Annotated in this window: 9 protein-coding genes and 1 pseudogene; 7 read left to right on the top strand and 3 right to left on the bottom strand. The window is 75.9% G+C overall.

Features of this window, described 5'->3' with window-relative positions; translation table 11 throughout:
- The first annotated feature begins 86 nt into the window (after positions 1 to 86).
- Both IE330_RS10595 and IE330_RS10600 read left to right on the top strand, forming a co-directional pair.
- Positions 87 to 2,354 carry a heavy metal translocating P-type ATPase gene (locus IE330_RS10595; protein ID WP_190135661.1) on the top strand — a complete coding sequence of 756 codons (2,268 nt, stop codon included), beginning with the start codon at positions 87 to 89 and terminating at the stop codon, positions 2,352 to 2,354.
- Between the two features lie 195 nt (positions 2,355 to 2,549).
- Positions 2,550 to 3,242 (top strand): copper homeostasis protein CutC, encoded by a 693-nt coding sequence (locus IE330_RS10600; RefSeq protein ID WP_190135662.1) that lies wholly within the window; start codon positions 2,550 to 2,552, stop codon positions 3,240 to 3,242.
- Positions 3,243 to 3,837: 595 nt separating this feature from the next.
- Here IE330_RS10600 and IE330_RS10605 read toward each other — a convergent pair.
- On the bottom strand, positions 3,838 to 6,042 hold the full coding sequence (locus IE330_RS10605; RefSeq protein WP_190135663.1) for a HelD family protein: 2,205 nt from the start codon (positions 6,040 to 6,042) through the stop codon (positions 3,838 to 3,840).
- 244 nt (positions 6,043 to 6,286) lie between these two features.
- Between IE330_RS10605 and IE330_RS10610 the strand changes: the two genes are divergently transcribed.
- Positions 6,287 to 6,565 (top strand): hypothetical protein, encoded by a 279-nt coding sequence (locus IE330_RS10610; RefSeq protein WP_190135674.1) that lies wholly within the window; start codon positions 6,287 to 6,289, stop codon positions 6,563 to 6,565.
- Positions 6,566 to 6,979: 414 nt separating this feature from the next.
- A complete protein-coding gene (locus IE330_RS10615) occupies positions 6,980 to 8,161 on the top strand; it encodes a glycosyltransferase 87 family protein (RefSeq protein ID WP_373314616.1) in 1,182 nt (393 codons plus the stop codon).
- Here the strand turns inward: IE330_RS10615 and IE330_RS10620 are convergent.
- On the bottom strand, positions 8,100 to 8,996 hold the full coding sequence (locus IE330_RS10620; protein ID WP_190135664.1) for an SDR family oxidoreductase: 897 nt from the start codon (positions 8,994 to 8,996) through the stop codon (positions 8,100 to 8,102). The genes IE330_RS10615 and IE330_RS10620 overlap by 62 nt on opposite strands.
- A 197-nt stretch (positions 8,997 to 9,193) precedes the next feature.
- Here IE330_RS10620 and IE330_RS10625 point away from each other — a divergent pair, with 197 nt between their 5' ends.
- Positions 9,194 to 10,069, top strand: coding sequence for a helix-turn-helix transcriptional regulator (locus tag IE330_RS10625; RefSeq protein WP_190135665.1), 876 nt, complete (start codon positions 9,194 to 9,196; stop codon positions 10,067 to 10,069).
- A 62-nt stretch (positions 10,070 to 10,131) separates the two neighbouring features.
- Here the strand turns inward: IE330_RS10625 and IE330_RS10630 are convergent, their stop codons facing one another.
- Positions 10,132 to 11,772, bottom strand: a complete 1,641-nt coding sequence (locus IE330_RS10630) for a DNA repair helicase XPB (RefSeq protein ID WP_190135666.1) — start codon at positions 11,770 to 11,772, stop codon at positions 10,132 to 10,134.
- A gap of 371 nt (positions 11,773 to 12,143) precedes the next feature.
- Here IE330_RS10630 and IE330_RS10635 point away from each other — a divergent pair, with 371 nt between their 5' ends.
- Complete coding sequence (locus IE330_RS10635) at positions 12,144 to 14,627, top strand: helicase-associated domain-containing protein (protein WP_190135667.1); 2,484 nt, start codon at positions 12,144 to 12,146, stop codon at positions 14,625 to 14,627.
- A 99-nt stretch (positions 14,628 to 14,726) separates the two neighbouring features.
- Positions 14,727 to 15,085: pseudogene (locus IE330_RS10640) on the top strand (HAAS signaling domain-containing protein); the annotation flags it as partial.

Below are 15,085 nucleotides of genomic sequence, written 5' to 3' on the forward strand. Positions count from 1 at the left end.
TCGCATGGCGTCCGCGCTTGCTCCTGATACCCCCTGGGGGTATAAAGGATCGTGTGAACGGCACGCCATCGCGAGGAGCGGAAGACATGTCCACCATCACCGAGGTCGAACTCTCCATCGGCGGCATGACCTGCGCCTCGTGTGCGGCGCGCATCGAGAAGAAGCTGAACCGCATGGACGGCGTCGAGGCGACCGTCAACTACGCCACCGAGAAGGCGAAGGTGAGCTTCGACGGGGACGGCGTCGCCGTCGCCGACCTGATCGCCACCGTGGAGGCCACCGGGTACACCGCGCGGGAACCCGCTCCACCCCGTACCGGACCCGACGATCCGGGGGCCGCGGACGGGGGTGGCGACGGGGACGGTGACGGTGACGAGCTGCGGCCGCTGCGGCAGCGGCTGGTCACCGCCGTGCTGCTGTCCGTGCCCGTCATCGCCATGGCGATGGTCCCGGCGCTCCAGTTCACGTACTGGCAGTGGCTGTCGCTGACCCTGGCCGCGCCCGTGGTGACGTACGCCGCCTGGCCGTTCCACAAGGCGGCCGTCACCAACGCGCGGCACGGCGCGGCCACCATGGACACGCTGATCTCCGTCGGCACGTCGGCGGCGTTCCTGTGGTCGCTGTGGGCGCTGTTCTTCGGCTCGGCGGGCGAGCCGGGCATGACGCACGCCTTCGAGCTGACCATCGAGCGCACCGACGGCGCCGGGAACATCTACCTGGAGGCCGCGGCCGGGGTCACCGCCTTCATCCTCGCCGGGCGGTACTTCGAGGCCCGGTCGAAGCGGAAGGCCGGGGCCGCGCTGCGGGCGCTGCTCGAACTGGGCGCCAAGGACGTCACCGTCCTGCGTGACGGTGTGGAGAAGAACGTGCTCGTCGGTGAGCTGGCCGTGGGCGATCGCTTCCTCGTCCGGCCCGGCGAGAAGATCGCCACCGACGGGCGCGTGGTCGAGGGCGCCTCCGCGGTCGACGCCTCCATGCTCACCGGCGAGTCCGTGCCCGTGGAGGTCCGCGAGGGCGACACCGTCACCGGCGCGACCCTCAACGTCGGCGGGCGGCTCGTCGTCGAGGCCACCCGCGTCGGCGCCGACACCCAGCTCGCCCGCATGGCCAGGCTCGTCGAGGACGCCCAGAACGGCAAGGCCGCCGCCCAGCGCCTCGCCGACCGCGTCTCCGGGATCTTCGTACCCGTCGTCATCGCGCTCGCCGTCGCCACGCTCGGCTTCTGGCTCGGCAACGGCGCGGGCCTCACCGCCGCGTTCACCGCCGCCGTCGCCGTACTGATCATCGCCTGCCCCTGCGCCCTCGGCCTCGCCACGCCGACCGCCCTCATGGTCGGCACCGGGCGCGGCGCCCAGCTCGGCATCCTCATCAAGGGCCCGGAAGTCCTGGAGTCCACCCACCGCGTCGACACCATCGTCCTGGACAAGACCGGCACCGTGACCACCGGCAGGATGACCCTGCTGGCCACGCACACCGCCGAGGGCACGGACAAGGCCGACGTCCTGCGGCTCGCGGGCGCCCTGGAGCACGCCTCCGAGCACCCCATCGCCCAGGCCGTCGCCTCCGGGGCCGCCGCCGAGGTGGGCCCGCTGCCCACGCCGGAGGACTTCGCGAACGTCGCCGGGCTCGGCGTCCAGGGCGTCGTCGAGGGGCACGCGGTGCTCGTCGGCCGCGAGCGCCTGCTCGCCGACTGGGCCATCGAGCTCCCCGCCGGGCTCAAGCGGGCCAAGGAGGACGCCGAGGCGGCGGGCCGCACCGCCATCGCCGTCGCCTGGGACGGCGAGGCGCGGGCCGTCCTGGAGGTCGCCGACGCCGTGAAGGACACCAGCGCCGAGGCCGTCCGCCGGCTGCGCGCCCTCGGCCTCACGCCGATGCTGCTGACCGGCGACAACCGCGCCGTCGCCGAGTCCGTCGCCGCGGAGGTCGGCATCGCGCCCGAGCACGTCGTCGCCGAGGTCCTGCCGCAGGACAAGGTCGACGCCGTCAAGCGGCTCCAGGCCGAGGGCCGCTCGGTGGCCATGGTCGGCGACGGCGTCAACGACGCGGCCGCCCTCGCCCAGGCCGACCTGGGGCTCGCGATGGGCACGGGCACCGACGCCGCCATCGAGGCCGGCGACCTCACGCTGGTCCGCGGCGACCTGCGCGCCGCCGCCGACGCGATCCGCCTCTCCCGCAAGACCCTCGGCACCATCAAGTCCAACCTGTTCTGGGCCTTCGCCTACAACGTGGCCGCGCTGCCGCTCGCCGCCGCCGGACTGCTGAACCCGATGATCGCGGGCGCCGCCATGGCCTTCTCCTCGGTGTTCGTGGTCGGCAACAGCCTTCGCCTGCGCGGTTTCCAGCCACTGAGCTGACGCATCCGGGCCCGGGTGACCTGATCACCCCGCCTCGCACCTGGCCTGATCACCCCGGTACGCGTCCCGTCGGCGGACGCGTGCCGGGGTGATCTGCGCGTACTCTGGTAATTGGACTAGACCTGTGTTTCTGTGGTCGCCGCCGAGGTGAACGACGCCGTCGGTACGCCCCCACAGGCCCGAAGGAAGGCACCCATGAGCAAGCGCGCACTCCTGGAGGTGATCGCCCTCGACGCCGAGGACGCCGTCGCGGCCCAGGCCGGAGGGGCGGACCGCCTCGAACTGGTCACCGACATGGCCGCCGACGGCCTCACGCCGTCCCGCGCGGACTTCGCCGCGATCCGCGCCGCCGTGGACATCCCGCTGCGCGTGATGCTGCGCCTCGCCGACGGCTTCGCCGCGGGCGACGTCGCCGCGCTGGTGCGCCGGGCGCGGGAGCTGCGGGCCGAGGGCGCCGACGAGTTCGTGCTCGGCTTCCTCGACGAGACCGGCGGGGCCGACCTGGGGGCCGTCGAGGCCGTCGTCGACGCGCTCGACGGGTGTCGCTGGACGTTCCACCGGGCCATCGACCGGGCCGCCGACCGCGACGCCCTGCGCAAGCAGCTCGCGGACCTGCCGGGCCTCGACACGTACCTGACGGCGGGGGCCGCGGGTGGGGTCGACGAGGGGCTGCCGACGCTGGTCGCCGAGGCCGCGCGGGGTGGGGAGCCGGGGTACGGGCCCACCCTCCTGGTGGGTGGGGGGCTGCGGCTCGAACACCTGCCGCGGCTGCGGGGGGCGGGGCTTGCGGCCTTCCACATCGGCGGTGCCGCTCGGCCCCATGGCTGGGGCGCGCCGCTCTCGGCCGAAGCGGTGGCCGCGTGGCGCAGCGCCCTGGACGCCCGCTAGGGCCTGGCCGGGCTTGCCCGTTGCTGCCCCTTGCCGGGGCGGGGCTTTGGGCTTCGCCGGGTGGGGTGGGGGGCTTTTCGCCGGGCGGAGGGAGGGGTGGGGCTCGGCTCTGGCGCGGGCTCTCCCACCCGCCCGCCCGTTCCTGGCCTGGTGTCGGGTGCGGGCGGGCCTCCCTGGTGGGGCGGCAGTGGCTGGGTTCGGGCCTGGTGTCCGAAGACCTTTCCCACCCGCCCGCCCGTTCCGCCTTGGTGTCAGGTGTGGGTGGGGGCTCCCTCGGTGGGGCGGGAGTGGCTGGGTTCGGGCTTGGTGTCCGAAGGCCTTTCCCACCCGCCCGCCCGTTCCTGCCTTGGTGTCAGGTGTGGGTGGGGGTGTTCTCGGCGGGTGGTAGTGGCTGGCTTGGGGCTGGTGTCCTGCGGGTTTTTTTCGGTTGGCCGTCCGTGGATGCCTCTCGAAGTAGCGGTCTGTGTCGCTGGGGAGTTACGGGTGGGTGGGTGGGGAAGGTCTCGCCAAGGCCTGGGCCTGCGAGGGCCGGGCCGGGGGGCGTGGTGGGGCTGCACGGGGGGGGTGGGGAAGGCCCGCCCCGCGCGGCCCCGGTTCACCGGAGGGGCTCCGGGAGAGGGGCCGCGTGCAGCACGGTGAGCCCGGACACCGCCCGGGTCAGGGCCACGTACAGGCGGCGCAGCCCGGTGCGCTCGTCGGGCTCGCCGCCCACCACGGCGGCGGGCTCGTCCAGGACCACGTAGTCGTACTCAAGGCCCTTGGCCAGCGAGGCCGGCACCAGCGTGAGCCGGACGTCGGGGGTGGTCTCCTCGCCCGGGGCGAGGTACGCGACGCCCGCCGCGTCAAGCGCCGCCGCCAGCACCGGCACCCGCGCGTCCGCCGCGATGAGCCCGACCGACCCCTCCCGCCGCAGCGACGCGGCGCACGCGTCGAGCACCGCCGCGACCAGAGCCCCCGCCCCGTCCGACCCGTCCGACCCGGCCGACCCGGACGCCCCGTCCTCGTCCGCCTCGCGCACCCCACGCACCACCAGCGACCCGGGCGACTGCCGCACCGACTCCACCGCCGTCAGGCCGGGCGCGATGGCCGGCAGCAGCCGGGACGCGTACGCGATGACCTCGCGCGGCACGCGGAAACCCGCGGTCAGCTCCTCCACCACCGCGTCCGCCTTGCCCAGGTGGCCCAGCGCCTCGGCCCAGCTCCGCGTCGCCCAGGGCGTGGTGCCCTGGGCGAGGTCGCCGAGGACGGTGACCGAGCCGGTCGTGCAGCGGCGGCCCACCGCGCGGTACTGCATCGGCGACAGGTCCTGCGCCTCGTCGAGGACCACGTGACCGAGGGAGTGGGTACGGGCCACCAGGTCAGCGGCCTCGTCGACCAGCACGGCGTCCGCCGCGGACCACTTGGCGCTCCGCGCCGTCCGCGGGGGCTTCGCCCACAGGATCGCCTTCTGCTCCTCCTGAGTGAGGACACCCGCCGCCTGCGCGGCGAGGAACTCCCCGTCGGACAGCAGCCGGTGCACCAGCTTCGCCGGGTCGACCGGCGGCCAGATCGCCTTGACGGCCGCCTTCACCGCCGCGTTGCGGGCCACCGCGTCCTGCACGCGGTCGTCGGGGGCCTCCCCGGCCTGCTCCATCCGCACGAGCACGGCGTGCGCGATCCGCTGCGGCAGCGCCTCGCGCGCGGCCCCGTACCGCATGTCGCGGTCCAGCAACTCCCGTACCATCTCCTCCACTTCGTACGCCGGTACGCGCCAGCGCCGCGAGCCCCGTACGACCACGACGCCCTCGGTGGGCGGCGTGACGTGCGAGCGGACGGCGCGCCGCAGCACCTCGGCCATGCGGGCGTCGCCCTTCACGACGGCGGCCGCGGTGTCGTCCGTGCCGCGCACCTCCACGTGCGCCACCAGGTCGTCGACCGTCGCCTGCCGCACCTCCAGCTCGCCGAGGGCGGGCAGCACCTGCTCGATGTAGTGGAGGAAGGAGCGGTTCGGCCCGATGACGAGCGTCCCGCTGCGGGCGAGCCGCTCGCGGTGGGCGTAGAGGAGGTACGCGACGCGGTGCAGGCCGACCGCCGTCTTCCCGGTGCCCGGGCCGCCCTGCACGCACACCGACCCGGCGAGCCCGCTGCGGACGATCTCGTCCTGCTCCGGCTGGATCGTCGCCACGATGTCCCGCATCGGGCCCACGCGCGGCCGCTCGATCTCCTGCTGGAGCAACTTGCTGACCTGCTCGGCCTCGGCCGGGTCGGTGAGGTGCTCGTCCTCGTACGCGGTGAGGTCGCCGCCCGTGTACCCGAAGCGGCGGCGCAGCGCGACGTCCATCGGGTCCTTCTTGGAGGCCCGGTAGAAGGGCTGCGAGACGGGCGCGCGCCAGTCGACGACCATGGGGTCGCCCGCGGCGTCGTGCACGTGCCGCCGCCCGATGTAGAACGTCTCGCCGTCCGCGCCCTCGGCCTGCTCCGCGCCCGGCGCGTACAGGTAGTCCAGGCGGCCGAAGAACAGCGGCGTGTGCGCGAGGTCCGCCAGGGCCTTGATCCGCTCGTCGATCTGTCCGCGCAGGACCTCGGCGTTGACCCAGTTCGCGGTGACGTCCTTGATGTCCAGGGCCTCGACGTCCTCCCGCATGGCGCGCAGCGCGGCGCGGGACGCGGTGAGGTGGGCCCGCTCGCGGGCGAGGGGGTCGGCGGGTGCGGCGTTCACGGGGCTGCCTCCGGTGCGGGACGTACGCGGTGCATGGCTGAGGGCCGCCGGTTTCCGACCGGGCGGCGGCGCTCCGTGGGCGGGAGGCGGGGAAGGAGGCATCCTAGTGAGCCCTCTGTGGCAGCACCAACGAATTTCTCCTCCCCCCGCCTCCGACCGGGCTCCGGGCCCGGCCCTGACGTGCGGCTCCCTCCGGAGGTAAACCCTGAGGTATCCCTGAGACGCCCCTCAGGGACGCGCTCCATCCGAAGGTGTAGAGGGCGCCGGTCTGGAGTCGTACCGGGGGAGCGGGCGGTTGGACCCCCAGGCCGATGTGCGGGGCGGGCCGGAGGACGACCATGGAGACATGAGCAGCGCAGTCATCACCCCCGCGTCCCTGTCCGCCACGTCCGCCCTGTCCGCCACGTCCGCCGTGTCCGCCACGTCGGCCCTGTCCACCGCGTCCGCCGTGTCCAGCGCGCCCGGGGCCTTCCGCCGCGCCGACGGCACGCCGGCCGCCACCGAGGCGCACCGCCCGCACCGCGTCGGCGACGCCCTGCGCGCCGCGAAGGTCTTCATGGGCGCGGTCATCGGCGTCGTCGTCCTCGGGGAGTACGCGGAGGAGGCAGGAGTCGTCCGCCGCTGACCGCACCACCGAGCCCAGACCTTCGGCCCCACCCGGCCCCGGCCCCACGAATCGCAGCCCCACCGACCGAGCCGCGCCCGCCCTGGCCCTGGACTTCGCCAGTCCGGCCGCACCGGCCCGCAGCCCCGCCGAGCGCACCGCACCCGCCCCGGTTCCAGCTCCGCCGCCCGGCCCCGCGCCGAGCCACAGCCCTCGCCCGCGCCGAGCCACAGCCCCGCTGAGCCGAGCCCAGCCGTAGCCGAGCCGAGCAGCCCCGCCGAGCCGACCCGCAGCCCTCGGCCCGCCGAGCCCACCACCCGCGACTGGGCCCAAAACCTGCAGCCGAGCCGAACCCCGCCAAGCCGAGCCCCCCCGCACGTCCCGGCCCGACCAGGGCCCCCGCTCCGCTAGGGTCACGCCGTGCCCTCACGGCCCGTGACCGTCGGCGCGCCCGCCGTGGTGGGCGCCTGGCTCCTCCTCGCCCTCTCCTGCGCCGCCCTCGCCGCCCTGTGCGCCGCGCGCGGCCTGCCCATGGCGGACGCCCTCGTGTACCGCGCCGAGGGAGCGGCCGTCGCCGAAGGCCGCGACCTGTACGGCTTCACGGTCACCGAGTGGGACCTGCCCGCCACGTACCCGCCCTTCGCCGCGCTCCTGTTCGTCCCGGCGGCCTGGCTGCCGGTGCCCGTCCTGAAGGCGGCGTTCCTCGTCGGCAACACCGCCCTCCTCGCCCTGCTGACCCGGCTCTCCCTCACCTGCGCGGGCCTGCCCCGGCCGCCCGGGGCCGTGCCCGCCGCGACCGCCCTGTTCCTGTGGCTCGAACCGGTCTTCCAGACGGTCCTGTTCGGGCAGGTCAACCTCGCCCTCGCCTGCCTGGTCCTGTGGGACCTGACCCGGCCCGAGGGCGCCCCCGGCAAGGGCGCCGCGCTCGGCGTGGCCGCCGGGATCAAGCTGACCCCCGCCCTCTTCATCGCGTACCTCGTCCTGGCCCGCCGCCCGCGCGAGGCGGCCACGGCCACGGCGGCCTGCGCGGGCACGGTCCTCGTCGGCGCGCTCGTCCTGCCCGCCGCCAGCGTCGACTTCTTCACCCGCCGCCTGTACGAGACCGAGCGCGTCGGCAAGGCGTGGATCGTCGACAACCAGTCCCTCCAGGGCCTCGCCGCCCGCGTCCTGCACACCCCCGACCCCGGCCCGGCCTGGCTCGTGCCCGGCGCGGCCGCCGCGGCGACCGGGCTGTGGCTCGCGGCCCGCGCGGCCACCCCGGCCCGCGCGGTCCTCCTCGCCGCGGGCACGGCCCTGCTCGTCTCGCCGATCAGTTGGTCCCACCACTGGGTGTGGTGCGTACCGCTGCTCGCGGCACTGGCCGCGGAGGGCCGGTACCGCCTCGCGGCGGCGGTGGCGGCCCTGTTCACGGCCCGCACCCTGTGGCTCGTCCCCCACCAGGGCGCCCGCGACCTCCATCTGCCGTGGTGGCAGCAGCCGTTGGCGGCGCCGTACCCGCTCCTGGGCCTCGGCCTCCTGCTGGCGGTGGCGGCCGCGGGGCCCGCCGCCGACGGACTCAGACCTCGTACGCGGGCAGCAGCGAGAGCCGCGGCAGGCTCACGTGGCGCGGGCGGGTGACGGCGAAGGCGATCAGCTCGGCGACGTCCGTGCCCGTGGGAAGCGGGCCGAGCGCGGCGACGGCCTCCTGGACGGCGCTGGTGAGCGCGGGGTCGCCGAGGTCGTCGCGCAGCTCGGTGTCGACGGCGCCGGGCTCGACGGCGGTGACCCGTACGTCCTTCGGGGCCAGCTCGGCGCGGAGGTTGCGCAGCAGGTGGCTCACGGCCGCCTTGGACGCGGCGTAGCCGCCGAAGCCGGGCAGGACGGTGTCCGCGGCGGCGGAGGAGATCGTGACCAGGTCGGCGTGGCCCCGCTCGGCGGCCGCCGCGACCAGGTCGGGGACGAACGCCTCGATGACGGCGAAGGCGCCGCCGACGTTCACGTCGATCATGCGGCGCCAGGTGTCGCCGCCCCGGCCGAGGTGGTCCGGCAGGGCGAGGCCCGCGTTGTTGACGAGGAGGTCGGCCCGGCCGAGCTCGGCGCGGACCCGCTCGGCGGCGGCCGTGACCGCGGCCGGGTCCGTGACGTCCGCCGGGACGGCGAGCGCGGTGCCGCCCGCGGCCTCGATCCCGGCGACGTGCCCGGCGAGGCGGTCGGCGCGGCGGGCGAGCAGGGCGACCGCCGCGCCCCGCGCGGCCAGCAGCCGGGCGGTGGCCTCCCCGATGCCGCTGGAGGCACCGGTGACGACGGCGACGCGGCCCGCGAGCGGCAGGACGGTGGACGCGGAGCCGGTGGTGGAGACGGTACCGGGGGTGGAAGCGGTACTGGCAGTGGACGCGGAACCGGTGGTGGAGGCCGAGTTGGTGGTGGACGCGGAGCCGGTGGTGGAGTCGGTGCTGGTGGTGGCGGTGGTCATCGGTGTCTCCCGGAGTCGGCGCGGGCTGCCCCGCGATCGGTACGCGTCCGACTCTGCGCCGCCCGGCCACTCCTACCCAGGGCTCGGCCCGACCCTGGGTCTGCCGGAACCAGGCTGGCGGTGGGGAGGCCGTGCGCCGGGCCCGGAGGCGGCGGCGCGGAGACCGGGCCGGGAGCGGCGTCGCGGAGAATGAGCCCATGGACTTCCGCGCCGAACTCGCCAGTTTCCTGAAGTCGCGCCGGGCCCGGCTCCGCCCGGAGGACCTCGGCGTGCGGCCCTTCGGCGGGCGCCGCCGCGTGCCCGGGCTGCGCCGGGAGGAGCTGGCCGAGCTCGCCGGGGTCAGCATGGACTACTACACGCGCCTGGAACAGGGCCGGACGCAGAACGTCTCGGACGGCGTGCTCGACGCCGTCGCCCGCGTGCTGCGGCTCGACGCCACCGAGCGCGCCCACCTCGGCAACCTGGTACGCGCCCTGCGCCACTCCTCCGGCCCCGGCGCCCGGCCCGGACCGGACCCCCGGCCGGTCCGCGAGGGCGTCCGCGTCCTGCTGCGCGCGCTCGACGGCGTACCGGCGTACGTCCTCGGCCCCCGGCTCGACGTCCTCGCCGCCAACCCCCTGGCCCGGGCCCTGTTCGGCGACGTCGACGCGGGGCCCGCCGACCGCCGCAACGTGGCCTGGCGGATCTTCCTCGACCCGGGCGCGCGCGAGCTGTACGCCGACTGGGAGGAGGCCGCGCGCGACACCGTCGTGGCGCTGCGCCTGGACCTGGGCCGCCACGCGTGCGACGACCGGCTCTGCGGCCTCCTCGGCGAACTCTCCGTGCGCAGCGAGGACTTCCGCCGCCTGTGGGCCGAGCACCAGGTACGCGAGACCACCCACGGCACGCTGCGGCTACGCCACCCCCGCGCCGGCGACCTGCTCCTGCACCGCGAGGAACTCCAGGTGGCGGGCGCCCCCGACCAAACCTTGGTGACGTACGCGGCGGAGCCCGGAACCCCGTCGGCCGACGCCCTCACCCTCCTGACGATGACAAACACCGAACAAACCGCTCCCAGCCCGTCCGGCGTTTGAGGACGAGGCCCGAAGGGCCAGCGAAGCGGGGAAAGGGGCGCAGCCCCATAAGGAACCCCCGCTCACTCCGCGAGCAGCGAATCCGCGTCGACGATGCGGTAGGCGTACCCCTGCTCCGCCAGGAACCGCTGGCGGTGGGCCGCGAAGTCCTGGTCGATGGTGTCGCGCGCGACCACGGAGTAGAAGTGCGCCTGGTGGCCGTCGGCCTTGGGGCGCAGCACGCGGCCGAGCCGCTGGGCCTCCTCCTGCCGGGACCCGAAGGTGCCGGACACCTGGATGGCGACGGTGGCCTCGGGCAGGTCGATGGAGAAGTTCGCGACCTTGGAGACGACGAGGACGGAGATCTCGCCCTCGCGGAACGCGTCGAAGAGCTTCTCGCGCTGCGCGTTCGACGTCTCGCCCTTGATCACCGGTGCGTCCAGGTGCTCACCCAGCTCGTCGAGCTGGTCGATGTACTGGCCGATGACGAGGATCTGCTGGCCCGCGAACTTCCGCACGATCGCCTCGGTGACCTTCCGCTTGGTCGCCGTCGTCGCGCAGAAGCGGTACTTCTCCTCGGCCTCGGCGGTGGCGTACGCGAGCCGCTCGCTGTCGGTGAGGTCGACGCGCACCTCCACGCAGTCGGCGGGCGCGATGTAGCCCTGCGCCTCGATCTCCTTCCACGGGGCGTCGAAGCGCTTGGGCCCGATGAGCGAGAACACGTCCGACTCGCGGCCGTCCTCGCGGACCAGCGTGGCCGTCAGGCCGAGGCGGCGGCGCGCCTGGAGGTCGGCGGTGAACTTGAAGACGGGCGCGGGCAGCAGGTGCACCTCGTCGTAGAGGATCAGGCCCCAGTCCCGGGAGTCGAACAGCTCCAGGTGGGGGTAGATGCCCTTCCGCCGGGTCGTCAGGACCTGGTACGTGGCGATGGTGACCGGCCGGATCTCCTTCTTCGTACCGCTGTACTCGCCGATCTCGTCCTCGGTCAGGGACGTCCGCTTGACCAGCTCGTGCTTCCACTGCCGGGCGGAGACGGTGTTGGTGACGAGGATGAGCGTGGTCGCCTTGGCCTCGGCCATGGCGCCGGCGCCGACGAGGGTCTTGCCCGCGCCGCAGGGCAGGACGACGACGCCGCTGCCGCCGTGCCAGAAGTTCTCCACGGCCTGCCGCTGGTAGGGGCGCAGCGCCCAGCCGTCCTCGGCCAGGTCGATCGCGTGGGCCTCGCCGTCGACGTACCCGGCGAGGTCCTCGGCGGGCCAGCCCAGCTTCAGCAGCGTCTGCTTGATCTGGCCGCGCTCGGAGGGGTGCACGGCCACGGTGTCCGGGTCGATCCGGGCGCCCACCAGGGGCTGGACCTTCTTCGACCGGAGGATCTCCTCCAGGACCGGCCGGTCGGTGGTGGTGAGCACGAGCCCGTGCACCGGGTGCTTGCTGAGCGTGAGCCGCCCGTACCGGGCCATCGTCTCGGCCACGTCGACGAGCAGCGCGTGCGGCACCGGGTAGCGGGAGAACTCCACCAGGGCGTCCACGACCTGCTCCGCGTCGTGCCCCGCCGCCCGCGCGTTCCACAGCCCGAGCGGCGTCACCCGGTACGTGTGGATGTGCTCGGGGGCGCGCTCCAGCTCGGCGAACGAGGCGATGGCGCGCCGGCAGGCGTCGGCCCGTTCGTGGTCGACCTCCAGCAGGAGGGTCTTGTCCGACTGGACGATGAGGGGTCCGTTCACGTCTTCGGGGCCCTTTCGGTGGAGGTCCGGCCGTCGGCCGTCGCAGGCGCGGCCGGTCGGCCGCTGCTGATCGGCCGCTCGGCCAACTCTCCAGTGTGCCGCATGGCGCCCCGGTGGCGGAGCGCCATGATCGCCCGGCCCGGGCCCAGGCCGCCACGGCGGCGAGGTGCGCGGCGAGCAGCTCGTGGCCCTCGGGCCCGGGGCGCGGGCCGCCGGTGCCGGGGCCCGCTCCCGCGCCGGGGTGCGCGTCCGCCCCCGGTGCCGGTGCCCCGTCCGCCCCCGGCGCGAGGGCCCCGCGGAGCCCCCGGTGAGGGCCACGCCAGGGTCGTGAGGCCCTGGACCCGGGGCGGGGACCGGCTACCGTTGCCAGGATGAGCACCCCCGACGCGCCTCGTTCCCTGGCGGAAGCCCTTCGGGCGAGTGACGACGCGACGCTCGTCGCGCTGCTGCGGGCCCGGCCCGACCTCGTCAGCCCCGTGCCGAACGACCTGACGCAGCTCGCCACGCGCGCGGGCACCCGCGCCTCGGTCGTCCGGGCCCTGGAGCGGCTCGACCGGTTCGCGCAGCAGGTCGCGGAGGCCCTGGCCGTGGCGTCGGACCCGGCGCCCTACGAGGAGCTGGCCGGGCTGCTCGCCGAGGCGCCCCGCGCGGCGCTCGACCGGGCCCTCGCCACCCTGCGCGAACAGGCCCTCGTCTGGGGCCCCGACGACCGGCTGCGGCTGGTGCGCACCGCCCGCGAACTGCTCGCCCCGGCCCCGCAGCGGCCCTCGCCCACGGGGCTCGGGCCGACCGTCGCCGAGGCCACGGCGGGCATGTCGCCGGGCCGGGTGCAGAGCCTCGTCACGGCTGCGGGCCTGCCCTCCACGCACGACGCGGTGTCGGCCGTGGAGTCGCTGACCGCGCTGTTCACCGACGCGCGGCGGATGTCCGCGCTGCTCGACGGGGCGCCCGCCGAGTCCGTGGAGGTGCTGTCCCGCCTGGTGTGGGGCCCGCCCTACGGCCAGGTCACCGCCGACCCGGCGCCCCACCTGCGCTGGCTGCTCGACCGGGGCCTGCTCCTGCCGACCGCGCCGGGCACGGTCGTGCTGCCCCGGGAGGCCGCCCTGCACCTGCGCGGCGGGCGCGCCCACCGCGACCTGGAGCCGACGCCGCCGGACGTGGCGGTCGCCCGCGAACACCGGCCCCAGGTGGTGGACGCGACCGCCGCCGGGCAGGCGTACACCGCGCTGGCCACCGTCGAGGAGCTGCTGAAGGACTGGGACGAGGGCGGCCCCGCCGTGCTGCGCGCGGGCGGCCTGAGCGTACGGGACCTGAAACGGACCGCCACCGCCCTGGACGTGCCGGAGCCGCAGGCCGCGTTCTGGGTCGAACTGGCCTACGTGGCCGGGCTCGTCGCCGCCGACGGCGAGGCCGACGAGCGGTACGCCGCCACGCCCGCCTACGACTCCTGGCTGGAGCTGCCCGCCCCCGAGCGCTGGGCGCGCCTCGCCTCCGCCTGGCTGGCCTCCACCCGCACGCCCGGCCTGGTCGGCGGCCGCGACGCCAAGGACCGCACCCTGTCCGCGCTCGGGCCGGGCCTGGACCGCTCGGCCGCACCCGAGGTGCGGCACCGCGTGCTGGCCCTCCTGGGCACGCTGCCCGAGGGCGCCGCCGCCGAGCCCGAGTCGGTCCTCGCCCGGCTGCGCTGGGAGCGGCCTCCCGGCCGGGGCGCCTCCGACCTGCGGGCCCAGCTCGCCCGGTGGGCCCTGGCCGAGGCCGAGTCGCTCGGCGTCACGGGGCGCGGAGCCCTCGCGTCCCACGGGCGGGCCCTGCTCGGCGGGCCCCCGGCGCAGGTGCCACCGCGCGGCGAAGCCCTCGCCCCCGCCCAGGCCGCCTCCGCGTCCGCCGCCACCACCCCCGCCGAACGCGCCACCGCCGCCCACGAAGCCGCCCGCCTCCTCGCCCCGCTCCTGCCCGAACCCCTCGACCACGTCCTCCTCCAGGCCGACCTCACCGCCGTGGCCCCCGGCCCGCTCCGGCGGCCCCTCGCGGACGCCCTCGCCGTGCTCGCCGACGTCGAGTCCAAGGGCGGCGCCACCGTCTACCGGTTCACGCCGGGCTCGGTGCGGCGCGCGCTCGACGCCGGGCAGAGCGCGTCCGACCTGCACGCCTTCCTCGCCGCGCACTCCCGTACGCCGGTGCCGCAGCCGCTCGCGTACCTCATCGACGACGTGGCCCGCCGCCACGGCCATCTGCGCGTCGGCGCCGCCTCCGCGTACGTGCGCTGCGACGACGAGGGCGTGCTCGACGAGATCCTCGCCGACAAGCGGGCCCAGGGGCTGCGGCTGCGGCGCCTCGCGGGCACGGTGCTCGCCGCGCAGGCCGAACCGGCCGCGCTCCTCGACGGGCTGCGCGCCATGGGCTTCGCGCCCGCCGCCGAGAGCGCCGACGGCGACGTCCTCGTCACCCGCGCGCACAGCCACCGCACCCCGCCGCGCACCCCGCCCGAGCCGGTCCCCGACGGGCCGCCGCTGCCCGAGGACCGGCTCGGCGCGTACACGGCCGCCGCCGTGCGCGCCATCCGCGCCGGCGACCTCGCCTCCACCGCGCCGCGCAAGCCCGTCCACGCCACGGCCCCCGGCGACCTGCCGCGCACCACGTCCGCCGACACCCTCGCCACCATGCAGGCAGCCGTCCTCACCGGCGAGGCGCTCTGGATCGGCTACGTCAACGCCGACGGCGCCGCCAGCCAGCGCGTCATCGCCCCCATCCGGGTCGAGGGCGGGTTCGTCACGGCGTACGACCACACGGCCGACGAGGTGCGGACGTACCCGCTGCACCGCGTCACGGGGGTCGCCGAGCTCGCCGACGGCTGACGGCCGGCCCCGCTGACGGTACGTCACCGGCCGTTCGCGGGGACGCGGTACCGTCGGTGTCCGGGCCCACCTCAACACCGCAGCCCCGGAGGGTACTTCGTGGGGATCGAGAGCGACCAGCTCGTCTTCGACTACTTGAGCCGCGTCGGCGACCTCGCCCAGCAGCGCCAGCTCCCGTCCGCCGCCCGGATGCGGCTGGTCGCCGACCTGCGCGGCGAGATCGACCGCCGCCGCGCCAAGGGCGCCGACAGCCCCGCCGCCGTCCGCCGCATCCTGGACCGCATCGGCACCCCGGAGGAGCTGGTCGACGCCGCGGCCGACCCGTCGGGCGAGCCCGTGGTGCCCGCCCCGCCCGCTGCCGCCCCGCCCGAGCCGAAGCGCCCCCGCCTCGCCGTGCCCCGGCCCCGGCTCGCCGGGCCGCGCCTGGCGGTGCCCCGGCCGCGCAAGGCCTCCGGGAC

Source organism: Streptomyces longispororuber (assembly GCF_014656095.1).
Taxonomy (GTDB): Bacteria; Actinomycetota; Actinomycetes; order Streptomycetales; family Streptomycetaceae; genus Streptomyces; species Streptomyces longispororuber.